This window comes from Pseudomonas sp. TH39(2020), from assembly GCF_016650715.1.
Lineage (GTDB): Bacteria > Pseudomonadota > Gammaproteobacteria > Pseudomonadales > Pseudomonadaceae > Aquipseudomonas > Aquipseudomonas mandelii_C.
This window is the reverse complement of record NZ_JAEKFF010000003.1, coordinates 375,476-399,379: the sequence shown is the minus strand read 5'-3', so window position 1 is coordinate 399,379 and position 23,904 is coordinate 375,476. Positions and strand designations below refer to the sequence as shown.

The following is a 23,904-nucleotide window of genomic DNA, read 5'->3' as shown; positions in this document are numbered from 1 at the left end:
TGCAGTGGATGATCACAGGAATCGTAAACATGAACTCCAAGTGCTATTGCACAGGCTGGTCCCTCGTGGCCGGTCTGGCGGCAAGCGTACTGGCATTGCCGAGCTTCGCTGCCGCATTGACACTCGATGAAGCGTTGCGGCTGGCCGAAAACAATGCACCGTCGCTGACTGCACAAGACGCAAAAATTCAGGCTGCCAGTAGCGCGGCTATTCCAGCCGGTGAGCTACCTGACCCCAAACTGTTGTTGGGTGTGCAGAACTACCCCATTGGCGGTCCGGATCGCTGGAGCATCGACCAAGACTTCATGACCATGCAAATGGTCGGGGTCAGGCAAGAAATGCCCAGCAGCGACAAACGCAAAGCGCGCATTGAAGTTGCCGATGCAGCTGTTGATCGCGCCGCTGCGGAGCGTCGAGTCGAACGTCTGAAGGTACGCCAGTCCACGGCGTTGGCCTGGATCAGCAGCTACTCCGTTGAGCGCAAAGATGTGCTGTTCCAGGACTTCTACAAAGAAAACCGCCTGCTGAGCGATACCGTCCGGGCCCAGATTGCCGGTGGCCGCGCTCAACCCGCCGATGCGGTGACACCCAAGCAGGAAGCAGCTCAACTGGCGGAGCAACAGGACAATCTGATTCTCCAGAGAACACAGGCCCGAGCAGCCCTCAAACGCTGGATTGGCTCCGCCGCCAACGACAAGCCTGTGGGCAACTTGCCGGACTGGCCCGTCGATACCTCAAGCTACTCCCATAAACTGCAACACCATCCCGAGTTGGCAGCGTTTGCGCCGATGACCCGCGAGGCGCAAGCCAAGGTTCGTGAAGCCGTGTCGGAGAAGCAATCGGACTGGAGCTGGGAACTGGATTACCAGCGCCGTGGCCGTGAGTTCGGCGATATGGTCAGCGTGCAATTTTCCTGGGACCTACCGCTGTTTCCTGAGTCGCGTCAAAACCCCAAGATTGCGGCCAAGCAAGCTGAACTCGACCAGCTAGAGGCTGAGCGCGAGGCTCTGTCACGCGAGCATACCCAGCAACTAGAGAACGAACTGGCTGACTATGAGCGCCTGAATCGTGCCGTGCGCCGAAACCAGGAAAGCCTGTTACCACTAGCCAAGGAAAAGGTCGAACTCAGCATGGCCAGTTATCGTTCCGGCAAAGGCGATTTAAACGCCGTTGTTGCCGCCCGACGTGAACTCATCGAAGCCCGCCTCAAACAGATCGACGTGGAAGAGCAGCGAGCGTTGACCAGTGCGCGTTTGTATTTTGCATATGGGGAGTCCAGCCAATGATCCTTAGAAAATGGAACGGGGCATGGCTGGTAGGCATCTCGCTGGCATTGGGTGTTGCCGGTGGCTACTGGTTCGCTCACCAGCGCATGAGCGGAGAGCCAGGTACCGCCCCGGAACAGAGCCTCAATTCACCGGGCGAACGCAAAGCACTGTATTGGTACGACCCCATGTACCCGCAACAAAAGTTCGATAAGCCGGGTAAGTCCCCCTTCATGGACATGCAACTGGTCCCCCAATACGCCAGCGGCGCAGGGGACCGTGCGAGCGTCAGCATCGATCCGAGTCTGACACAGAATCTCGGACTGCGTTTTGCGACTGTCACCCGTGGGATCTTTGATTCCAGCCTCGACGTGACAGGTGTCTTGGTGTTCAACGAACGTGATGTCGCTGTGATTCAGGCACGCACCACTGGCTTTGTGGAGCGGGTCTATGCCCATGCTCCCGGTGATGTGCTCAAAGCCAACGCGGCGTTGGCGGATATCCTGGTGCCGGAATGGGCCGCTGCTCAGACAGAGTTCCTTGCCCTGAAACGCAACGGGGATGCTGCCCTGTTGGATGCGGCCCGCCAGCGTCTACGGCTCACAGGGATGCCGGCAGCACTGATTACTCAGGTAGAGCGTGGCGGTAAGGTTCAGCCGTACCTGACTCTGACCAGTCCCATTGCCGGTGTGCTGCAAGAGTTGAACGTACGCGCGGGTATGACCGTGGCGACCGGCGACACCCTGGCACGCGTTAATGGCTTGAGTAGTGTCTGGCTAGCGGTGGCCGTACCAGAATCGGATGCCGGATCGATCACCGTGGGACAGGCAGTCGAAGCGCGTCTGCCAGCTTTCCCAGGGACAATACTCAACGGCAAGGTCAGCGCGATTTTGCCCGAGACCAATCCGGACAGCCGCACCCTTCGGGTACGTGTCGAGTTACCCAATACGGACGGACGCCTCAGGCCAGGTTTGACGGCACAGGTACGCCTGAATCGTTCGAACGGGCAAAGTGTGTTGTGGGTGCCGAGCGAAGCCGTCATTCGCACTGGCCGACGTGCCTTGGTGATGCTCGCCGAAGACGCGGGCCGCTACCGTCCCGTGGAGGTGCAACTCGGGCAGGAAAGCGATGGCAAGACGGCGATAGTGAAAGGTCTGGAAGAAGGCCAGAAGGTGGTTACCTCTGGCCAGTTCCTGCTCGACTCGGAGGCTAGTCTAAAGGGCATTGTTGCCCGCTCAGAGGAAGAGTCACCACCCCGCGTAGCAGCCTCCAGCTTTCATGAAGCGGATGGGCAGATCGTTGAGATCAACGATAAAGAAGTCACGCTTGCCCATGGTCCCTTCAAGACGCTGGGAATGCCTGGTATGACGATGACGTTCCCACTCGCTAGTCCGGCGCTGATGCAGGGCCTCAAAACGGGCGACAAGGTTCGGATTGCGGTTAGCCAGACCGATGATGGCTTGCGTGTAGAGCGGCTGGACAAATCGGGGAGCCAGCCATGATTGCCGCCCTGATTCGTTGGTCAGTGGCCAACCGATTCCTGGTGCTACTGGCTACGCTGTTCGTCACGGCTTGGGGCGTCTGGTCGGTGCAGAGCACGCCCATCGATGCGCTGCCGGATCTCTCCGATGTGCAAGTGATCATCCGCACACCTTATGCAGGCCAGGCGCCGCAGATTGTCGAGAACCAGGTGACCTACCCACTGGCAACCACGATGTTGTCGGTGCCAGGCGCGAAAACGGTTCGCGGCTATTCCTTTTTCGGTGACAGCTTTGTGTACGTTCTGTTCGAGGATGGAACCGACCTGTACTGGGCGCGCTCGCGGGTGTTGGAGTACCTGAGCCAAATACAAAGTCGGTTGCCGGCCAGCGCCAAGCCGGCGTTGGGACCGGATGCGACGGGCGTAGGTTGGATCTATCAGTACGCACTGGTGGATCGCAGTGGCGGACACGATTTGGCACAGCTTCGCGCACTTCAGGATTGGTTCCTCAAGTTTGAACTCAAGACCCTGCCCAACGTTGCGGAAGTGGCCACCGTGGGTGGCATGGTCAAGCAGTACCAGGTTCAGCTTGATCCGCTCAAACTGGCCAGCCTAGGTATCACTCAAGCTGAGGTAACCGAGGCTATCGGCAAGGCCAATCAGGAAACTGGTGGTGCCGTGCTGGAGATGGCAGAGACCGAGTTCATCGTGCGGGCTTCCGGCTATCTGAAGACGCTCAATGACTTTCGGGCGATCCCTCTCAAGCTGGGTTCGGGAGGTGTGCCGGTGACCCTCGGCGATGTCGCCACGATCCAGTTGGGACCGGAAATGCGGCGTGGTATCACTGAACTCGACGGCGAAGGCGAGACCGTCGGCGGCGTGGTGATTTTGCGTAGTGGCAAGAACGCTCGCGAGACCATTGCGGCGGTCAAGACAAAACTCGACGAACTGAAAAGCAGTTTGCCGGCCGGAGTGGAAATCGTCACCACCTACGACCGCAGCAAGCTGATCGACCGGGCTGTGGAAAATCTTAGCCACAAGCTAATCGAAGAATTCATCGTTGTCGCGTTGGTGTGTGGGATCTTCCTCTGGCACTTGCGCTCATCGCTGGTGGCGATCATCTCCCTGCCTGTTGGTGTGTTGATTGCCTTTATCGTCATGCGTTACCAAGGAATCAACGCCAATATCATGTCCTTGGGCGGGATTGCCATCGCCATCGGCGCCATGGTCGATGCCGCTGTGGTGATGATTGAGAACGCCCACAAAAAGGTTGAAGCCTGGCACGCGGCAAATCCGGGGGAAGAACTGAAGGGTGAGCGTCATTGGCATGTAATGACCGAAGCGGCGGCAGAGGTAGGCCCGGCGCTGTTCTTCTGTTTGTTGATCATCACTCTGTCGTTCATTCCGGTGTTCACGCTGGAAGCTCAGGAAGGACGGCTGTTCGGCCCTTTGGCTTTCACCAAGACCTACGCCATGGCCGCAGCGGCGGGATTGTCAGTGACCTTGGTGCCGGTGCTGATGGGTTACTGGATTCGAGGAAGAATTCCCAGTGAACATCAGAACCCGTTGAACCGGTGGTTGATCCGGATCTATCAGCCAGCCCTGGACGCAGTCTTGCGTCGACCAAAGATCACGCTGCTGGTGGCGCTATTGGTTTTTGTCAGTGCGCTATGGCCAATGTCTCGCTTGGGTGGCGAATTTCTCCCCCCGTTGGACGAGGGCGACCTGCTCTATATGCCTTCAGCTTTGCCGGGACTGTCGGCGCAGAAAGCCGCGCAGTTGCTGCAACAGACTGATCGTCTGATCAAGACCGTGCCCGAGGTCGAACATGTCTTCGGTAAAGCGGGGCGCGCCGAAACTGCCACCGACCCGGCACCGCTGGAAATGTTCGAAACCACGATCCAGTTCAAGCCACATGAGCAATGGCGTCCTGGCATGACCCAGGAAAAGTTGGTGGAAGAACTGGATCGAGTGGTACGAGTCCCTGGGCTGACGAATATCTGGATACCACCGATTCGCAACCGTATCGACATGCTGGCTACGGGGATCAAGAGTCCCATCGGAGTGAAAGTTGCCGGCACCAACCTGACGGAGATCGATGCCGCTACTCAGGCGGTCGAGCGTGTGGCCAAGGGCGTACCCGGTGTCAGTTCGGCTCTGGCCGAGCGACTAACTGGTGGTCGCTATATCGATGTGGATATCGACCGCAAAGTCGCCGCCCGTTACGGACTGAATATCGCCGATGTGCAGTCCATCGTGGCCGGCGCTATCGGCGGTGAAAACGTCGGCGAGACCATTGAAGGACTCGCACGCTTCCCGATCAACGTGCGTTACCCACGTGAGTGGCGTGACTCGCTCGGCGCCCTGGAGCAATTGCCGATCTACACCCCTCTGGGGGGCCAGATCACCCTCGGCACAGTGGCGAAGGTCAAAGTCACGGACGGTCCACCGATGCTCAAGAGCGAGAACGCACGACCTTCAGGTTGGGTGTACATCGATGTGCGTGGCAGGGACATTGCGTCTGTGGTCGCTGATCTACGATGGGTCGTCAATGAGCAGGTCAAGTTGCGGCCCGGCATGAGCCTGAGTTACTCAGGGCAGTTCGAATTTCTGGAACGGGCCAACGCACGACTCAAGCTGGTGGTGCCTGCCACGCTGTTGATCATCTTCGTGCTGCTCTACCTGACTTTTGCCCGCTTCGATGAGGCCTTGCTGATCATGGCCACTCTGCCATTCGCCCTGACTGGCGGGGCATGGTTCCTCTATCTGTTGGGGTTCAACCTGTCAGTCGCCACCGGGGTCGGTTTTATCGCCTTGGCCGGTGTTTCCGCCGAGTTTGGCGTGATCATGCTGCTCTACCTGAAGAACGCCTGGGCCGAACGTGAAGACCTCGGCGACAGCACGGAGCGCGGTCTGGTTGCGGCGATTCGTGAAGGCGCCGTGCAGCGTGTTCGACCCAAGGCCATGACTGTGGCGGTCATCATTGCCGGTCTGTTACCCATCCTGTTGGGCAGCGGTACTGGCAGCGAAGTGATGAGCCGCATCGCCGCGCCGATGGTCGGGGGTATGGTCACCGCGCCCTTGCTTTCCCTGTTTGTCATTCCGGCAGCCTACCGCTTGATGCGCCGCCGGCGCCTCCCAGTTGAAACCACCACCACTCAAGGAAAAGTCATATGAAACTGACCCTGATCGCCGTTGCAAGCACCGTAGTTACACTGTCTTTTTCTGCCCTGGCAGAGGACATGCCGGGCATGAAAATGGACGGCATGGAGGGCATGCAGATGAAGCAGGAAACAAAGCAGGCCCCGGTAGCCACCGCCGACGGAACGATCAAGGCTATCGATACTACGAAGCACACGGTGACTATCTCCCACGGCGCTGTTCCTGCCGTGCAATGGCCGCCGATGACCATGGCCTTTTCCGTAGCGGAAGATCAACTGACAGGGCTGACGGCCGGAGACCGCGTGACGTTTTCCTTTCGGCTAGAGGGCAGTAAAGCCACCATTGTGTCCATCAGAAAATAAAATAATGGAAGTGACCGGCATGCTTGCTAACGCCGGTCACTACCGGTTAATCCACTGGGCGGGAAAAGAGGTAGGCCCGAAGAGTGCTCAATGACTGCTTCTGGCCGATTTCTGCCTGTCCCGGCTGACCGAAATCGACCCCAAGCGGTCATTCACCACCAGAAACAACTGCGTCGCTAATTTCTGCTGGCGGTCAATTCACTGCGAATGACGAAGCGGAGGCTGGGTCCACTTGCCATCCACGATTTCCTCTTTCGGTCAGTAAAGACGCATGGCCATCATGAACTGACCTTTCGGCGCAGGCAGCCAGTTGCTTACCTTGTCCTTGCCGGGGGGTTCGTTCTGGATCAGCAAATTCAGCCCGCTGTCAGCATCGCGCTTGGACTGCGGCAACATGGGTGAGTTGAGCAAGTAGCGATTGATTGGATTGGCCACGAAAAGGCTCGACGGCAATCCATACATCGTCAGCGACCAGAAGGTCGTTGATGGGCGGCAGTTGGTCCGGCGCAAAGCGCAGGGTTGCGCCCTTCTAGTTGGGTCAGGTACTTGCCGGCCTCACTGCCGGTGGCGCGGCTGCTGATGTAACCGTAGCTGAAGGTGTTGCCGTCACAAAGCATCACCGAGTAGTAGCGCGATTTTTCCGCCGCCGAAACCGACTGCACCATCGGTTCGGCGCGCAGGTCCGCCCACACGACGGAATACAGCGTGTCGCTGTTTGGCGTGACAATGGCCGTGTCCGTTGCCCAGCGGAACCAGCTGTCGTCGATGACGCCGAGAGACAAAGGTGGCGTCTCGAGCATCAGCGGTCCATTTCCTATTGCACCTTCTTCACTGGCGGGTGCTTCCACTTACCGTCGAGCGCTTCGGGCTTTGGCCAATAGAGGCGCATGGCCATCGCGAACGGACCCTTGGGCGCAGGTAACCAGTTCGCTTCCTTGTCACTGCCAGGTGACTCGCTCTGGATGTAAAGCGTGAGGCCGCCGTCCGCATCGCGCTTGAATTGCGGCAGCATCGGCGAGTTGAGCACGTAGCGATTGAGCGGATTGGCGACGAGCAACTCGGCCGGGAAGTCATACATGGTCAGCGACCAGAACGCGTTGACAGGCGGCAATTGGCCCGGCGCAAAACGCAGGGTGTAACGGTTGGCAGCGTCCAGCTTTTTGCCGTCACCATCGGTGAAATACCCCAGATAAATCGCTTCCTCCTTTGTATTGCCGTAGAGGCCAAGGGTCGCAACCATGCGGTAAAGGTAATTGTTCTTCAGATGTGCGCGCTTGCCGAACATGTCTCCGAAGCCCACCTTCCCCTCTTCTATTTGTTTCTTCACGTTCGCGAAGTCGGCCCAGGCGTCGGCCCTGCCTTGCTCGAAGGCTGTCTTCATTTCGGGCGAGAGCTTGCTCACATCGAAGGTCTTCCCTGCGCCGACACCGATCCTGGCGAAACGCGCCATCAGCTGCGTCTCGGACGGGTCCGTCGGGCAGAACTGCAGGACGAAGTTCAGGATGTTGAAAACCTCAAGCGACGTCCTCTCCTGCTCTGGCGTCAACGGCTTGATGAAATCAATCGCCGGCGCTGCTTTGGGCGCGGGCTGGCCGAGAAACGCCGACAGCGTCTGCACCTTGTAGCCATCCTGGATTTTCTTGATGTTGTCGATGTCGCCCGGGTTGAAAAGCTGCGTGCGAAACCAGACCTGCCCGAGCTCGGTCTCCGAGCGGAACACTTTCTTCACGCCCTTGGGTGTTTCGCCTTTCCAACCCGGACCGGCGACGAGGAAGCTGCCGCCATCGTTGCCGGTGGTGCGGCTGCCCATGTAGTCGAAGTCGAAGGTGTAGAGATCGATAAGTTGGACGGAGAAATAGCGCTTCCTTTCGATGACCGGCAAGGTGAGCACCAGGGGTTCTGCGCGCAGGTCCATGCCGATCCAGGAGTAGGGCGTATCCGTGTTGATCGCCTGCACCGCCTTGTCCGCCGGCGTGCCGACGTGAGGGTTGTTGCGGATCTGGTTCCAGGGCGCTTTGTATTCCGGACTATCGCGATCCACGAAGTAGGCATACTGGACGCGGTAGCTGTCCACCAGCGGGAAGCCGTAGATATAGGCTTCCTTGGCGATGGCGCGGGCTTCCGCGGGAGTGACGTTGGTTTGAGCACGGGCACCTGTGCATGCGAGCGCAACGAGCGCCGCCAGGGCGACGAGTTTGATAGCTTTCATGATTGTTTCCTTTCCATGCGCCTTTGTTGAGCTGCCTATTTCACCACCTCGACCTCGCTCGGCCGCCAGGTCTTGGCGAAGAACGGTGGAAGCGGGCTGTAGAGCCGCAGCATCGGGAAATAGCCCTTACCCGGCATGGTCTGAATCCAGTTGCCCCGTTTGACACCCGTAGGCTGGGTGGGACTGAAGTAAACTGTCGTGGAGCCGTCGGTATCCGCTTCGGCTGCGGGGGACGGATAGCTCTGGCTGCCCGCACGCGGGTAGCGCTGCGGCGTGTCGAGCATCGAGCGCGTCATGGTGTCGTAGAGCGTCCACGACCAGAAATTCGCCTGCGGAATGTCCTTCGGCAGCGTCACCTTGTAGGTCTTGGCGCCGTCGAAGTACTGCTTGTCGGCATCGACCATCGTCCACAGGTAGGTCGAGCCGATGCCCGCCACGCGCATGGCCATCGCGGGCGTGATGCCGGTGACGCCGTAGAAGAAAGACGTTCGCGCGTCCAACTGGCGGTAGCCGGTGGGCGGGTAGGGCTTGACGCCCTCGGGCGTAATTTCCGGGACCGGCGTCTCGAACTCGTAGCCGGAGGAGAACAGCATGTTCTGCCAACCCGATCCGGGATAGTAGTACCAAGCTGGGTCGCGAGGCGCCGTAAACAGGGTGCGCGAGGTGGCATTGGCGAGCGCCACCGCCTCGGTGAGAATCTTCTTCATCCGCGCATCGGGATTGAACGGCTTGCCTTTGATGATGCCGATGGCGGCCACCGGTCCCATCAATTCCGGGTCGAGCGCAGTTGCAGGCTCCTGTTGCACCACCTCGTTAAGCATCTCGTAGTAGCTGAAATCGCTGGGTGGAATGGTGTTCATTACCTTGCCGCTGCCTTCGTGGAACACAGGCGGCGGCGGGGGGGTGATTTTGCCAAGTTTAGCTTTGCCGCTCAGGAACTCGGCGATGCTCGTGCCCTCGCCACCCGCTTCATAGGGATAGATTCTGGTCGTCTTCTTGATCAATTCGACCGCGGGCTTCGGATCGTTTTTCTCCATGAACGAGCGGCCCAAGAGCAGCACGCGGTTGGTGCGGGAGCGAGCGATATAGAATCCGCCCTCGGGCAGCGGACCGTCATACCCCGGCGGCAGGATGAGGTATTTCCCGCCTTCGCCGCGGTCGGGTCCGGGCAAGCCGAAATCAATGATCCAACGCCACCAAATATCGTCGAAGGTGCCCAGCGCCTTGGGCGGTGTCTCGACCACCATCGGGCCCTTTGAGATGTCTATGAAGCTCCCGAAATAGACGGTATCGGCGTTGGTCGTCAGAAACAGCAACTTGGCATCCATCAGTTCGGACCAGATGATTACTTCGTTGTCTTTTACCGCGATGCTCAGAAAGCCCTTGCGGATGGCGGCCATGTTCACGCCCTGGTAGGTGTTCACAAACGCCTCGAACGCGCGCGTGAAGTCCAGATTGTCATAGACCTTGTCGATGGTCTGCTTGCTCGGCATGCCGTCCTTGAAGTCGAGCGCGCCGATGCGCGTCTCGACTTTGTCCGGTGTGCTGATCGACGCGGGAATAACGGGGCTCTCCTGCGCAGCAGTCAAGCTGGGTAGTGTCAGCACAATGCAGGCTGCAGGGACTGTCAGGAGCTGGATGAGTTGTTTCACAGTTTCATCTCCATCGTTATGGATAAAATCGTCCTCGCCACACTCGCGGCGATTTCACGCCAGCTTCTCGATCGCTACAACAACCAGCCATACAACTCTTGATAGCCCCTAAATGGGAGATGACGCCTTAAATTTTAGTGGACGCTGAAGGGAGTTATACGTTGAGGACAAAAAGTGCAGTCTGCTCGACCAGTTCGCGGCAGCAGATGAAGCATAGCCAATCATTTGTCATTGCTCGTTCCAACGACTGCTATTGGCCGATTTCTGTCTGTCGTCACCGTCTATATTGAGTCGAAAGCGGCTGTCAGCGACCAGCTCCAATCGACACTTTGCAGATGTTCAGCCAGACGAAATCAAACCAGCCCCTTTCCCACGAAATGCTCGCTCTGCAGTTCACAGCTTGTAGCCAATCTGCCGCAACAAGTTCTTGCGCCACAGGTTCATCGCCTTCAACGTCAATGGCACAGAAGCCATCCACTACGCCCAGGATCGCTCGCCCTTGTTCCGTCTCAGCGAGAATCACTTCAGTTGGATTGGCTGTTGCACAAAAAATACGGCACACCTCTGGAACCATCTTGAGGGTGTTCAACTCGTACCGCGTGTTTTGCACCACAATGACACCAGAATGCCTGTGGCAATCGACACCAGTGGAATGCTTGAAGCAACGCCCAGTGTTGGAAACACCAACAGTATTTGCGAGTCGTTACCGCCGAGCATCATCGAAGCCCCAATCCCCATCAAAATACCCGCCAACAAATGAACGCCAGCCTTTGATGGGGTAAAGGCCTCGAAACGGAACGTTTTCCTGTACAGGGTAAAACTCAGCATGCCTGCCAGCAACATAACAAACACCGCAATACGCCGGGCGCTGATTGCCATATCGGCTTGCCAGAACATCTGCGAAACATTGTAAAAGAACACACTAGGTGTCCATAACGGCTCGAACGTATAGAGCGCACTCGTCAACGCACCCAGCAGCATACTGGAGAGCACCAGGTGTTTATTACCATGTATGCCGACCAAAAATATCAGCACCAGCGCCACTACACCGATCAACAGCCAGTAATGGCGGCTGGAAATTTCCGGCATCAGAATGGTCTTCTGTTCGGGCATCATGCGCATGTAATACCAGAGCACGATCCCCAGGACCCAGCCGATCATCGTGAACAGCTTATTGAAATTGCCACAGGCAAACTTGGTCAGCGTGCCTACGCTGCAACCGTTGTTCAGCACCGATGCCACCCCGAACAACAAGCCTCCCGAAACCAGTAAAGGACAGGAAATACCAGGCGAGTACAGCGGCAGGCTGACCTCGGAGAAACGATAGAGCGGGGCCAGCATCAACCCGAACAATCCACACGATGTCAGTGCCACAAACAACGTCGGGCGCCCCGCCAGCAATTGTTCGCTCGCTTTGACAAGACACATACCCATGCGCTGCGAAACCCAGCCAATCAGGAACGCTAATACCAACGCCATCAGTAAAGAGAAAACCATGTTCGTGCGCCGCTGCTGATTTGGATGGACCGGGCCTCACTAGGCATTAGCGTAGCTCTCGATCAGGCTACCTGTGTATCTGACACAGCCGTAAGCTGACGGTCGCTTTGTATCGCTCCTTGGTTTCGTAGAAGTTGAATGACTGCTCCTGGCCGGACAGCGACGGTCTAGCATCGACCGTCGCAGTGGGTGGTCAGACTTCCGTCTGTTCCGCCATTTCCAGGGCGTCATCGACCTCGATTCCTAGGTATCTGACGGTGCTTTCAAGCTTCGTATGACCAAGCAGGAGTTGGACAGCTCTCAGATTCTTTGTCCTGCGATAGATCAGCGATGCCTTGGTTCTCCGTAGCGTGTGAGTACCGTACATGGTTGGGTCAAGGGCCAATGGCTGTCACCCACGCTTTGACTATTCGAGCGTATTGCCTGGTGGAGAGATGATCTGAGCCGTGCAACCGGGTCGGAAACAAGAAGTTCTCACCACGGAGGTGGGCCTGATGCATCCAAGCCTCCAGAACCGTTCGGGTTTGCTCAGTGATTTCAAATTGCACTGGGTGCTGAGTTTTCTGCTGCATCACGATGGCCCGTGACGACACATGTTCCCCATGGGCTATGTCTCGTACTCGCAGCTTGGTTAAGTCACAGGCACGCAGCTTGCTGTCGATAGCCAAGTTGAAGAGAGCCAGATCCCGTGTCTTCTCCGCGAGCTGGAGTCTGACCCGAATGGCCCAGATATCGCTGACTCGGAGCGGGGCTTTCTGCCCGACAAGCTTTCCCTTGTTCCAAGGCTGATGGCTGTATGTAGCAATAGTGTTCATGGCTTGTCCTCCACGTTGAGGGAGGACAAGGGTGGATCAGTCACGGTGCGTGGTCGCTATCCGACTCGTAGCAGTCATTCGGCGAGAAGTTCAGCACGTACCGAACATTGGAGTCAGTGCTTGAGGTGGGCGACTGCGACACAGATCAAAATTGTCCGGCAGCCAGTTCAACCCTCTAACGGTTGGCAGAATGGCTTTGTAGGACATGTAAGGTAAAGTTCTCAAGGGTTCGGATTGGGGACATTTGAGCCATCTTCATCCGGTACGGCGGGATGTTGAGCCCTTGCGTTAGTCTAAATGCTGAAATTCTTTGACGATGAAGTCGATGAATGCGCGCGTTTTCGCAGGCAAATGCAGTCGGGACGTATAAACGAGGTTGATGTCTAATCTGGGTAGGTTCCAGCCGGTTAAAACTGGAATCAATCGACCCGCAACAATATCGTCGTGTATCACATATGTGGGCTGAGCAAGAATGCCTAACCCTTGCAGCGCTGCTGCTCGCAAGAGCTGACCATCGTTGGACTCAAGTGATGCTTTTGTCGAGATCGTGATGGACTCCTCCTCACGCTGGAAAACCATTTCATAAGGGGCGGTGGCGTAGGTGTAAAGCAAGAGTTGATGGTCAACCAATGCTTGAGGGTGCTCGGGAGAGCCGTGACGTCGCAAATAATCAGGCGACGCGGCAAGCGTGCGCCGTGTCTCAGTCAAGCGCCGAATCACCAGGCTCGTGTCAGGTTCACTTTCTCGTGTCCGAAGCGCCACATCAATGTTGTCGTCAATGATGTCGTAGTAGCGGTTTTCAGCAACGATGTCCAAGCGAACATCAGGGTACTGCTGATTGAATTTCGGCAGCAGGGGCAATATGTGCTGTAGGCACAGCGATAAAGAGGCGGTAACGCGCAACACACCCATTGGATGGCTTTTGGTCGCGGACACGGCGTCGGTGGCGCCTTGCATGGCCAGTAGTGCGGCCTTGGAATTGTTGTAGAAGTCCTTGCCGACCTCAGTGACAAATAATCGGCGTGTACTGCGCTCTATCAACCTCGCCCCTAGACGATCCTCCAGTGCCGCCAAGTGGCGGCTGGCAGCGGCATTAGACAGGTCCAGCGCCTCTGCTGCCTTGCTCAAGCTGCCCAGCTCTGTGACCTTTACAAACAGTTCATATTCGGTCCAGCGATCCATCAGCATTGTTCCATTGAGCGAAAATGTCATTTCCAGTTAAAGGCTTTTTCAATTTAATTGCTACCGTTAATCTAACTCTATCCCTTGCAGCAAAGATGTTCTGCGCTGAAGGAAACTCGATAGGTATTCAATTGAGTAATAATCTGGATGTCGTAAAAAACTATTTTAAATTCTGCGTTGACGGAAAAGATGTGGATCGCGTGGCGGAATTTTTTGCGGAGGATGTCGTTGTTCATCGACCGGACTGTATTGCGCCTATCGTTGGAATGGGGCCTTTCAAAAAAGCGTTGAAGCTGAATGTGACTGACCGATATGAGTCTATACACACGACCTTCCAAAAAGAAGTTGTGGCTGGTGATGTAGTGGTGGTGGCATTGAAGCATCAAGCTAAGGGTTCTAATACTTGGCACGGGTTTGATGTGGCGGGGAAAGACTTGGCGTGGACTGCGTTAACTTACTTTCGATTTAATACTGAAGGGAAAATTGTCGAAGAGATTGTTGAGCGAAACGAATTATTCATGGCCAAGCAACTAGGTATTATTGAATACGCTTAAGGTGCTTTTATTGTCTGGGCTTTGTTGTTTTTACTAATGAGTCCGGGCAGTGTTTCAGTTTTCTTGTGTCGTCCACATAAGGTTGTTATGGAATTTATTCGTCGCCGCATTGAAACTCAAGTCATGAGTTTGACGGGGTTGTCTCTTGGCAAAATCGATCTGGAAAATCCCAAGGGTGCCCCAGGTCTCTTCGGGCCGAATTCGATCTGCTGGCAGGTGCATGGGGACTACAGCAGTATGCTGATCGGTGGCATTAGTGCCCTTATGTTGCAAGCATTGCACCCGCTTGCGTTGGCAGGCATCTGGGATCACTCAACTTTTCGCGAGGATATGATTGGTCGTCTGCGGCGAACTGGCTTATTTATTTCTGGAACCACCTTTGGCTCACGCCAGGATGCCGAGTGGCTGATCGAAAAGGTGCGCACCATTCATTTGCAGGTCACTGGCACGGCTCTTGATGGCCGGCCTTATGCAGCCAGTGACCCGGATTTGTTGACATGGGTTCATGTTGGGGAGGTCAGTAGTTTTCTTTCGGCACACCTACGATATAAAAATCCACACTTGTCGTTGGATGATCAAGATCTTTACTACGATGAAGCTGCATCTATCGCGCAGCGTTTGGGCGCCCGAGAGGTGCCGCGCTCTAAACGGGAAATTTCAGACTACCTTGAGCGAATGCGGCCGCAGTTGCTCTGCGACGGTCGAAGTCGTGAAGTACTGGAGCTTTTGCTTGCCGCCCCTTCACCCAGTCGTCTGGCAAGACCGTTTGGCTCGTTAATGATGCAAGCAGGTATTGACCTTTTACCGTATTGGGCCAGCGAGATGTACTGTGCCTCCCTGAGCCCGCTGAAAAGTAAACTGGTTCGTGCCAGCGCCAATCGCATTTTGCCTGTGTTGCGTTGGGCTGTACGTGATTGTTCATTGCACCGCGCCAGGCGCCGTATGGGGCTGATTGGATAGCTCGAGCCGGGCAGTCCACAGTTGAACGACAGCTTCTGGCCGTTCTCAGTTGATCACCGACATCATCTTTGAGTTGGTAAGGGGATTGGCAGGAAATGAAGGACTATCTGTAATTGCGATCAGCCTGAAAAGCTCATTGCGTTTCAACTTCAACAGGATATTTGTATGCCGCTAACCACCTTGCTTCTGTTCATCATGATGAGTTCGGCCATCGTTGCCATACCTGGCCCAACCGTTCTACTCGCTTTGCAGAATGGTTCAAACCATGGATTCAGGGCTGCGCTCTGGGGCATGGCCGGGGCAGTGCTGGCCGACGCATTGCTGATCACCGCGGTGGCCTGTGGCTTGGGGCTGTTGCTGGCCGCGAGCGAGACGCTATTCCAGGCCTTAAAATGGATCGGCTCCGCTTATCTGATCTGGCTGGGTTGGCAGATGCTGCGTTCGCGCAATTTGCCGCTGTCCGCCGGGCAGCAGGATAAGAACACTGGTGCAGGCTCGGCGGGTATTTTTACCCGCAGTTTGCTGGTGGCGTTGTCCAATCCCAAGGCCTTGCTCTTCATGTCCGCGTTCCTGCCGCAGTTCGTCGACGGCACACAGCCGCAGCTACCTCAATATGCTTGCCTATTGATCGCTCTGTGCACCCTGAACATCGTCATTATGATGTTCTACGCCTTGTGCGGTGAGCGCTTGCAGCGCCGTCTGCAACCGACACACCTGCGCAACTTCAATTGCATCACCGGTGGGCTACTGATGGGCATGGGTGCGCTGCTAGCCGCCTATCGACGCTCACCGGCTCAATAACGCTATTGGCTGAAGTGCAGGGCGTTTTTCATTTACACACTCCGGGCAGAAAGCGGCCGTTTGCGGATGAATTCACTCATCTCATTCCTTTGGCCTCGAATAACGCCACTAGCCATTCGACAAACACGCGGACCCTGGCGCTCAAATGCCTGTTTGGCGAGTAAACGATATAGATCGGATTGGGCTCAGGCGACCACTCTTCCAGCAGAGGCACTAGAGCCCCCGACTCCAAGTGTGGTTTGACGATGAAGGCCAGCGTCTGCATCACACCCAGCCCGGCGAGACCCGCCGCCAGATATGCGTTCGAATCGTTCACGGCCACTAAATAGCGGCCGTCGACGGTGATCCGCTCTTCCCCTTTAACAAATTCCACCGGCCGCCGCCTGTTTGAGCCTGCAAAGAAATAGCGAACGAGCTGGTGGTCGCTTTCCAGATCTGACGGGTGAACGGGAGTGCCATTAGCGGCAAGGTAAGCAGGCGTTGCGCATGTCACGAAAGCAAGACTGCCAAGTTGCCGGGCTATCAATGAGGGATCGGTAACCGGCCCCCCTCTGATGACACAATCCACACGGTCGCCCAATAGATCCACTGGCCTGTCGCTAACCCCAATATCGAGTTGCAGTTCCGGGTAGCGTGCCTGGAATTCCGCCAAGGCAGGTAACACCAGCATGGTGGCCATTGTCGATCCCATGTCGACGCGCAAACGACCATGAGGCCGGGCTTGAGCACTCATCAGGTCCGATTCGGCCTCCTGCCACTGATCGAGGACTCGCACCATGCGTTCGTAATATGCGGTGCCGTCATTGGTCAGCGAAATACGTCGCGTGGTCCTGTTCAGCAATTTGACCCGAAGGTGCGCCTCCAGCGATTGCAGGTGCTTGGTCACCGTATTGCGCGGTAAATCCAAGGTTTGTGCCGCTTTGACAAAGCTTCCGGCTTCAACAACCTGCAAGAAAACTCGAACAGCCATGAAGTAGTCCACGTCGTCTACTCGATTTGAATTTGCGCCAATTATCATCGAATCAGGAACGCTGGTGTTGTTTTTGCCCTGTTTATCCTGCTGATGATTACTTATAGATTGATTTCAACAAATCAAAGTCAGCCAATCCGGGTGGCAGGTTAAATGGGAAGACAAAAATGACTCAGCATTTGAAAGGCAAAGTGGCGTTGGTAACGGGTGGTTCGCGCGGTATCGGCGCAGCCATCGCAAAACGCCTGGCAGCAGACGGTGCACATATCGCTTTCAGCTACGCAAAGTCATCCGATCAAGCCCACGCCGTCGTAGAGGAAATCGAGCGTCAAGGCGTCAAAGCGCTTTCGATTCAAGCAGACCAAGGTGATACCGCTCAGGTAGTTGCGCTGGTCAAAAAGGTTCATGAGCACTTTGGCCGGCTGGATATACTCGTGAACAGTGCCGGCGTATGCGTCACTGGTTCCCTAGGCACTCCGGACGCCGATATCGCAGCGTTTGACCGTCAGCAAGCGATCAACGTAGGTGGCGTCGTGACGGCCGTACGCACTGCTGCGCCGCTGATGAGCGATGGAGGTCGAATTGTTTCTTTGGGGACAACCCTTGTCGATCATTTGCCAATCCAGGGCGCAGCCGATTACATCGCAACCAAGGCCGCTGTGGCTGCGTACACCCGAGGCTGGGCTCGCGATCTTGGTCCTCGCAACATCACCGTGAATATCATTCAGCCCGGATCAATCAATACCGACATGAACCCTGAAACATCAGATCATGCACCCTTCTTCGCCGGATTGGCCGCGCTGGGTCGTTACGGTCAGCCAGAGGACATTGCCGCCGCAGTATCCTTCCTGGCCGGCCCCGATGCTTCCTATATAACCGGTGCCTCGCTCAACGTTGATGGTGGCCAAAGCGCCTGATGACAGTCGAGAAGACCGCTAGCGGGCTTCTCATTTTTACCTCAACACTGGATCGCTCATACACACCTCACCGTATACTTCCGGGTCAGTAGGATTTAAACCGTTGTTTCGGTTTCTTGGTCGGAGACTCATGCGTTGCACATAGGTTTTCACTGGCGGCGATTTCTCGGCCTTCGGTGTAATAGATCCGAGGTCTCTGCTTCATCTGCAACACTCCTTCTGCTTTCACAGAATTTAGTTGTGTTGCATCGACCGGTTGAATCCACAGCCGATTGTTGCCGGTCGCTACCGGCAGATATCGACCCATTGCGGTCATTGACGATCGCTAAAAACAGCCAAAAAAGTCCCTCAGGTAAGTCTGCAAAACCAAGGCGATTCAGCCGACCGCCAGTTGATTTCATAGTGAGACCCAGCATAAACTTGAAGCTTGGGTGCACAAATGCAGATCCCCTTTGGGTCGTCTGTGCTCCTTCCTCACTTGTACCTCGCCTCATTCCGTATTCGTACGTCGTGCGCGGTGCCGAACTCGAAATTGTTTGATTCACGCCATTTCTGGCGTGCAATTTGGCGTTTTCGATTTGGCATCTGGCAGACGAATCCGTTGCCCCAGGCCTCATCGAATCGCCTTCACTTTACTCAAGGCGAATGACCTATGGCATTTCTGAATACCCTGCTCATCAAAGCTGGCCTACGCGGTCGAGATCCCCTGACCTGCGTCTGCGGCGAGATAACCCCCGCTTTCGTAAATGATGTCCTTCCGGGACAGCCTTGCTACATGTGTGGGGCCTACCGCTGTATCAATTGCCTAGTGCGGCATCCCTCTGGCTACCACTCGTACAAGGGTTACGAATTGCGTACCGATGGAAGCTGTCCTGGGGCATGCTGTCGCGAATACGAACGGACGGAAGTCCAGCCCTGGAAAGCGTGGGTGGATGCCGAGATTGCACGGGACGCGCTGGAGGCCGCCGCTGCCAAAGTCCGCCTCGTGTCAATTAACTGGGAAGGTAAGCACACGCCGACTCTTGACAAAGTCCTAACGTCAGACCAGTACGATACCTGGGAGGAAGCCCGATGCGACCTCAAACTCCAAGCAGCTGGGCATGGCTGCCGGGAGGTCTGGTTGGTGCAGAGGCATTCCGTTAACTGCCAGTCTGGAAATCACATCTACAAGCAGTGGTTTTATACCGGGACTATCTAGCCAACGACTGCGACAGGGTGATCCGCGCGGTGGATCTGAAGCACGTTTTTGGCCAAGTCGCCCCCAATGTGCATAAGCTTCCTGTGTGGACTCCTTCTCACTGTGGACTGTGGTTCGCCCCTTCTGCCTGGTATTCAAGATATCGAGGTGAGGAGGAGTCCATCCCATTGCTTTGGGTCGCTTCCAGTCTGTAACGAACGCCCGGAGTCGACCCAAAGCGGTCAGTCGTGACAGGTAAAAAGCGACCGAGTGAAGTCGTTCACTTCGCGCCACGCTCGACTGGCTGCCACACGCCGTCTGCCTTCCTGCACAAGAAAACCTCATCAAGCGACTAACTCGACCTCTGATGGAAATTAGCTGATGTATGCGATTATCGCTGGTCAATCCTTTTCGTGGTTCCCATTCTGCTATGGGACTCTATGGAGAGTGTTCCCGTTCACAACTCTTCAATTGTCTTCATCCATGCCCCTTCTGAATGTTCAGATTTCTCGTGTGAGATAGACGCTGGTGCCAGCAGCGCATAAGATTTGTCGCAACAACATTCTCATTGCTGCTTGAAAACCCAATCCCAACACAACAAAAAATTTGGATGGATGAATGGAAGTTTCGATCGGAACCCTTCTCAGCGCTTCGGCTACGCGATATGGCGATAAAACCACCCAGGTTGCCAACGGGCGCAACTATTCATGCATGAGGACATTGAGAAAAACGCTTGTAACTTTGGCGATATGCCTCGCGGCGATGGATGCATCGGCCCAAGCACAACCTGTGGTGCAATTCATCGCCACGGGCGGGACGATAGCCATGAAGATCGACCCGGTGACCAAAGGCGTCGTCCCCGCGATTTCGGGAGATGACCTGATGCAGACGGTGCCGGATGCCGGCAAATACGCGATCGTCGAAGTCAACAACTTCTCGAACATGTCGGCCAACTATGTCGAAGCGAAGTGGTGGACACGTCTCACTAAGGCCGTTGATGATGCGCTCGCGCGTCCCGAGGTCGCCGGCGTCGTCATCGCGCACGGCACCGATACGATGGAGGAAACGGCTTACTGGCTGGACCTGACCGTCAAGTCCGACAAACCGGTGATCCTGATCGGTGCGCAGCGTAATGCATCCTCGCCCGATTTCGATGGTCCGCGAAACCTGCTCAATGCCATCCGCATTGCTACCACGGCTCAAGCCCGCGGCAAGGGCGTGATGTTGGCGATGAACAACCAGATCAATGCGGCGCGCAGCGTCACCAAGACTCACACAGGAGATGTCGAGACCTTCAAGTCTGGTGACTTCGGCTTTCTTGGCGAGGTCTGGGAGGACAAGGTCATCTTCACTAACGCACCGCTGCGCCGCCAGCATATCGACATCGGTACCGCAGAGATGCCGCGCGTAGAGATTCTAGCCATGTTCGGTGGGGCCGATGGGTCGCTGCTGCGCTATGCCGTCGACCAGGGTGCCAAAGGCATCGTGGTGCAAGCTGTTGGCATGGGCAACATGAACGTCTCTATGTTCGAGGCGGTCAAGTACGCCCTTTCGAAGAACGTACCGGTGGTGGTTGCGACCCGAGTGCCCAACGGCCGCACGATGCCGGTCTATGGTTTCGTTGGCGGCGGCAAGACCAGCTACGAAGCAGGTGCAGTGATGGCCGGCGATCTGAGCCCTCAAAAGGCGCGCCTGCTTCTCATGCTCTTGCTGCAGAGCGGTATCAGCGGTCAGGCAGAACTTCAAGCCGCATTTGATCGCTAGTACTAGTGCGTGGATTCGAGGGTGCCGTGGAAGCTTCTCCGTGGGCCGCAACGGGAGCCATCTTGAGTTGCAGGCTGGTTTCTACGAGAGGCGGCGGTGCAGTAGCGGGGAGTCGGGCGAGAACATTTAAGATGTGATCGGCGTTCAGACTTCCCGACTCAAGCACCCGTTTTACCGCTACCAGCACCGGGTCGAAACCGGCAATGGGCACAGCCGCCAGTACCTGCATCATGATCCGATCACCGTTGCTGTGACGTCTTAGGTCCCCTTCGATGAATGGGATGTAATTCTGCCAGCCAAAACTGACCTGACCTCGATCAAAGAGGCGCTCGTGGTTGGCAATCATTGCCGCATCGGCATCATTTCGACCGCTCCTTGCAGGCTAACATCTCCAGGAAAACCTACCTCTACATGAGGTACCACTCGCTGTGACCAAAGTTGCTCGACTTTCCATCCCGGCCAAGAAATAAGATTGGGATAGTGCTCAGTAGAGAGGAACATCACTACCGCTGGGTCATGCGGTGAATGGCTAGAGTTGGCATGCATCTGCTGCTGTGAGCATTCGCTATCGGGCGAAACCAGAACCGCGCTGACCGTCTGCTTTTGGCCGATTTCTGCCTGTCGCGAAGGGCTGAAAACGACCCAAAGCGGTTATTCGCTAATACCGTCATGCGCCGAACAAAGCCGTTCGACTGCTGACACTAAGATCCTGAAAACAGCCGTTCACAGGCTATGTGCTCAGACCGACGCTTCGGTCGGTTCTGACATAGTCACCCAGTTCTGAACGCTAGGACGCTCCTGCATCCTTACGTACCAGGCTTGAAGAGCCTCGCACTCCACAGGCACCGGCAGTTCCACGAGCCCCGCAAAGATTAATCCGCCTATGACTGTGATGTCGGCCATCGAGAAAACCTCGCCGGCGACAAATGGCTGTGTTTTTAGGACGGCATCGAAGTAATGCATTCCTTTGATGGCTTTATCGCGCTGACGAAATCCCCACTCGGCGTTCTGATAAATCTCTACGTCAGGGCCAAGACCTGGCGTGGCGTGGTGGAAGTAAGCGCTAACCGCATCGAGCAGCTCTAACTCGGCGCGCTTATTCATCATATGGATCACACCCTTTTCTCGAGGCGTCGTTCCAGTGAGTGTGGGTGCGCCATCAAGTGCATCGAGGTATTCAGTGATGGCCGTGCACTCAGAAATGAACGTTCCGTCTTCGAGTTCAAGCACCGGCAGCGTTCCGGAGTAGTTTTTGGCCAGGAATTCGGCTTGTTTGTGTTCGTTCTTCCAGAGATCGACCGACAGAAACTGCACTCGAGACGGCAAGTTCTTCTCGGCCAATGCAATGCGGACACGAGCAGGATAGGGGCCAGTGTGCCAGTCATGAATTGTCATCGTGGCCAGCTTCGATTCGTCAGTGTTGATGGTTTCAGAATTCATTGTCTTGTCTACCTATAGAAATTGCATAAAGGGCGGGGAGGGCCGATCCAATCACCGCTTGAGCTTCATCGTCATGACGCGCCAGTAATTGACGGGCATCAATCGTTCTAACCATGAGGCGATCAACGCGTCTCTACCCACAAGCACACGAGCCCGACGTTTTTCGATTCCTCGGACGATGATTTCGCTTGCCTGTTCAGGCTGTAGGCGTAGGAGCTTTTGCATGGCACGCCGTCCTTTTTCTGCCTGCTCTTCGGTCAGTCCTGCAGATACTTTTGCATTGCTCGAAATCGATGTTGCTACGCCACCTGGATGTACCACGGTGACGCCAACCCTGGTGTTAGCCAGCTCATGACGCAGAGCATTGGAGAAACCGCGCACAGCAAACTTACTCGCTGAATAGGCGGCTTGACCTGGTGGAGAAATCAGGCCGAACAAGCTGGAGACATTTACAACCCGAGCTTCAGGCTCGTTATGCAGCAATGGTAAGAACGCGCGTGTCATGCACACAACGCTTTCGAAATTCACGCGCATGACCCAGTCAAATTCATCTTCACTGACTTGCTGAAAAGTCCCGCCCATGGCGACGCCAGCATTGTTTATCAGGAGGCTGATTTTTCCTTGTGCAGTTATCACCTGATAGGGGAGTGCAGCCACGGCCACACGATCCGACACATCAAGTACGTGCTGGCTGACGCGGATTTCGTATGGCTCGACGAGCTTCGCTGTTGCGGCTAAACCTTCAGCGTTGATATCGGCAAGCGCTAGATGGCAACCACGCTTGGCTAACGAGATGGCCGTCGCTCGACCTATACCGCTTCCAGCACCAGTCAGCACCGCAACCGCATTTTTCAGATTCATATTTTTCTCTTGGTGATTGCGCCGTTTGGCTCTATTCACGGTGTCGGAGGGCGGCATTGAGTTTCGGAAGGTGTCAGCTGAAACGGGCAACCCAGCGCAGTGGCAGAACCTGCATCAAGATCCCAACCAGTCTCCACGGCCAACCAGGGACACAAGCACTATTTGGTTCGCGCTCAATTGCACGCACGAGCGCGTGGCAACCAATGTCTTCGTCGACCTCAAACGGCAGCTTCTTTGCCCCGGCATTGAGCTCAGTGCGAATGTATCCCGGGTAGATGGTGCTGACCTTGATGGGCGTGTTTAGCAACTCAGCACGTATGCCCTCGCATAGGAAGGCTAAGCCTGCTTTGCTTGCCGCATACGTTGTGAGGTGCTTCGGTAATCCTCGCTTGGCGCTCATTGACGACATTGCCACGAGGTGACCTGAGTTTTGTTTCCGGAAGATTTCTACGGCAGCTTCACACTGAGCCAGTGCGGCGATGAAATTGGTTTCTGCCGTCTGCCGATTAACAGCGAAGTGGCCGGTACCTATCCGTCGACCATTGCCGACGCCAGCGTTGGCGATGATTCGCTCCAGGCTACCGAAGGTACTTAGGAAGTCCTGAAAGACTTCGAAGACCTGCTCGTGATTGTTTACATCAAGCGTGCGCACTTCGATACGAACGTCATAATGCGCACCCAGCCTGGTTTGAAGTTCTGTTAGCCGTTCAGTGCGCCTGGCACATAAGGCAAGGTTGTAACCACGGGCTGCAAACTCATGGGCAAGACCAGCACCTAAGCCCGAACTCGCTCCCGTAATCAGTACGGTTTTACGTTTTTGCAACATGTCAGTCTCC

At 55.9% G+C, this 23,904-nt stretch carries 19 protein-coding genes and 3 pseudogenes; 9 read left to right on the top strand and 13 right to left on the bottom strand.

Annotated elements, in window-relative coordinates:
* Positions 1-29 precede the first annotated feature (29 nt).
* The 4 genes from JFU47_RS04235 to JFU47_RS04220 are packed head-to-tail and all read left to right on the top strand — an operon-like array spanning position 30 to position 6,269.
* A complete protein-coding gene (locus JFU47_RS04235; protein ID WP_201181180.1) occupies positions 30-1,286 on the top strand; it encodes a TolC family protein in 1,257 nt (418 codons plus the stop codon).
* Positions 1,283-2,767, top strand: a complete 1,485-nt coding sequence (locus JFU47_RS04230; protein ID WP_201181178.1) for an efflux RND transporter periplasmic adaptor subunit — start codon at positions 1,283-1,285, stop codon at positions 2,765-2,767. The genes JFU47_RS04235 and JFU47_RS04230 overlap by 4 nt, the downstream gene beginning before the upstream one ends.
* On the top strand, positions 2,764-5,922 hold the full coding sequence (locus tag JFU47_RS04225; protein ID WP_201181176.1) for an efflux RND transporter permease subunit: 3,159 nt from the start codon (positions 2,764-2,766) through the stop codon (positions 5,920-5,922). Before JFU47_RS04230 ends, JFU47_RS04225 begins: the two co-directional genes overlap by 4 nt.
* Positions 5,919-6,269 (top strand): copper-binding protein, encoded by a 351-nt coding sequence (locus JFU47_RS04220; RefSeq protein WP_201181174.1) that lies wholly within the window; start codon positions 5,919-5,921, stop codon positions 6,267-6,269. Before JFU47_RS04225 ends, JFU47_RS04220 begins: the two co-directional genes overlap by 4 nt.
* Before the next feature lie 258 nt (positions 6,270-6,527).
* On the opposite strand, the gene JFU47_RS33005 is transcribed toward JFU47_RS04220, so the two are convergent.
* The 8 genes and pseudogenes from JFU47_RS33005 to JFU47_RS04185 form a co-directional block, all read right to left on the bottom strand.
* On the bottom strand, positions 6,528-6,704 hold the full coding sequence (locus JFU47_RS33005; RefSeq protein WP_342215346.1) for a DUF1214 domain-containing protein: 177 nt from the start codon (positions 6,702-6,704) through the stop codon (positions 6,528-6,530).
* A gap of 29 nt (positions 6,705-6,733) precedes the next feature.
* A complete protein-coding gene (locus tag JFU47_RS33000; RefSeq protein WP_242485056.1) occupies positions 6,734-7,069 on the bottom strand; it encodes a DUF1254 domain-containing protein in 336 nt (111 codons plus the stop codon).
* 14 nt (positions 7,070-7,083) lie between these two features.
* Complete coding sequence (locus JFU47_RS04210) at positions 7,084-8,478, bottom strand: DUF1254 domain-containing protein (RefSeq protein ID WP_201181172.1); 1,395 nt, start codon at positions 8,476-8,478, stop codon at positions 7,084-7,086.
* Positions 8,479-8,513: 35 nt separating this feature from the next.
* Complete coding sequence (locus tag JFU47_RS04205) at positions 8,514-10,130, bottom strand: DUF1254 domain-containing protein (protein WP_201181170.1); 1,617 nt, start codon at positions 10,128-10,130, stop codon at positions 8,514-8,516.
* Positions 10,131-10,523: 393 nt separating this feature from the next.
* Positions 10,524-10,713 (bottom strand): annotated as a pseudogene (locus tag JFU47_RS04200) (adenosine-specific kinase); the annotation flags it as partial.
* A 2-nt stretch (positions 10,714-10,715) separates the two neighbouring features.
* Entirely contained in the window at positions 10,716-11,627 is a 912-nt protein-coding gene (locus tag JFU47_RS04195) for a YeeE/YedE thiosulfate transporter family protein (RefSeq protein WP_201181168.1), read from the bottom strand.
* A 193-nt stretch (positions 11,628-11,820) separates the two neighbouring features.
* Positions 11,821-12,442: pseudogene (locus JFU47_RS04190) on the bottom strand (tyrosine-type recombinase/integrase).
* A 288-nt stretch (positions 12,443-12,730) separates the two neighbouring features.
* Positions 12,731-13,624, bottom strand: a complete 894-nt coding sequence (locus JFU47_RS04185; RefSeq protein WP_201181166.1) for a LysR family transcriptional regulator — start codon at positions 13,622-13,624, stop codon at positions 12,731-12,733.
* A gap of 23 nt (positions 13,625-13,647) precedes the next feature.
* Here JFU47_RS04185 and JFU47_RS04180 point away from each other — a divergent pair, with 23 nt between their 5' ends.
* The 3 genes from JFU47_RS04180 (at position 13,648) to JFU47_RS04170 (ending at position 15,939) form a co-directional block, all read left to right on the top strand.
* Positions 13,648-14,178, top strand: coding sequence for an ester cyclase (locus JFU47_RS04180; protein WP_201181164.1), 531 nt, complete (start codon positions 13,648-13,650; stop codon positions 14,176-14,178).
* Between the two features lie 87 nt (positions 14,179-14,265).
* Positions 14,266-15,138, top strand: a complete 873-nt coding sequence (locus JFU47_RS04175) for an oxygenase MpaB family protein (protein WP_201181162.1) — start codon at positions 14,266-14,268, stop codon at positions 15,136-15,138.
* Between the two features lie 165 nt (positions 15,139-15,303).
* Complete coding sequence (locus tag JFU47_RS04170; RefSeq protein WP_201181160.1) at positions 15,304-15,939, top strand: LysE family translocator; 636 nt, start codon at positions 15,304-15,306, stop codon at positions 15,937-15,939.
* A gap of 76 nt (positions 15,940-16,015) precedes the next feature.
* On the opposite strand, the gene JFU47_RS04165 is transcribed toward JFU47_RS04170, so the two are convergent.
* Entirely contained in the window at positions 16,016-16,921 is a 906-nt protein-coding gene (locus JFU47_RS04165) for a LysR substrate-binding domain-containing protein (protein WP_201181158.1), read from the bottom strand.
* A gap of 155 nt (positions 16,922-17,076) precedes the next feature.
* Between JFU47_RS04165 and JFU47_RS04160 the strand changes: the two genes are divergently transcribed.
* Both JFU47_RS04160 and JFU47_RS04155 read left to right on the top strand, forming a co-directional pair.
* Positions 17,077-17,826 carry an SDR family NAD(P)-dependent oxidoreductase gene (locus tag JFU47_RS04160; protein WP_201181156.1) on the top strand — a complete coding sequence of 250 codons (750 nt, stop codon included), beginning with the start codon at positions 17,077-17,079 and terminating at the stop codon, positions 17,824-17,826.
* Between the two features lie 1,795 nt (positions 17,827-19,621).
* Positions 19,622-20,767 (top strand): asparaginase, encoded by a 1,146-nt coding sequence (locus tag JFU47_RS04155; RefSeq protein ID WP_240050568.1) that lies wholly within the window; start codon positions 19,622-19,624, stop codon positions 20,765-20,767.
* Here JFU47_RS04155 and JFU47_RS04150 read toward each other — a convergent pair.
* The 4 genes and pseudogenes from JFU47_RS04150 to JFU47_RS04135 form a co-directional block, all read right to left on the bottom strand.
* Positions 20,727-21,125, bottom strand: a pseudogene (locus tag JFU47_RS04150) (IS21 family transposase); the annotation flags it as partial. The gene JFU47_RS04155 and the pseudogene JFU47_RS04150 overlap by 41 nt on opposite strands.
* Before the next feature lie 380 nt (positions 21,126-21,505).
* Positions 21,506-22,207 (bottom strand): glutathione S-transferase, encoded by a 702-nt coding sequence (locus JFU47_RS04145; RefSeq protein ID WP_242485055.1) that lies wholly within the window; start codon positions 22,205-22,207, stop codon positions 21,506-21,508.
* A gap of 51 nt (positions 22,208-22,258) precedes the next feature.
* Positions 22,259-23,068 (bottom strand): SDR family NAD(P)-dependent oxidoreductase, encoded by an 810-nt coding sequence (locus JFU47_RS04140; protein ID WP_201181148.1) that lies wholly within the window; start codon positions 23,066-23,068, stop codon positions 22,259-22,261.
* Positions 23,069-23,141: 73 nt separating this feature from the next.
* A complete protein-coding gene (locus JFU47_RS04135; RefSeq protein WP_201181146.1) occupies positions 23,142-23,894 on the bottom strand; it encodes an SDR family oxidoreductase in 753 nt (250 codons plus the stop codon).
* Between the last annotated feature and the right edge of the window lie 10 nt (positions 23,895-23,904).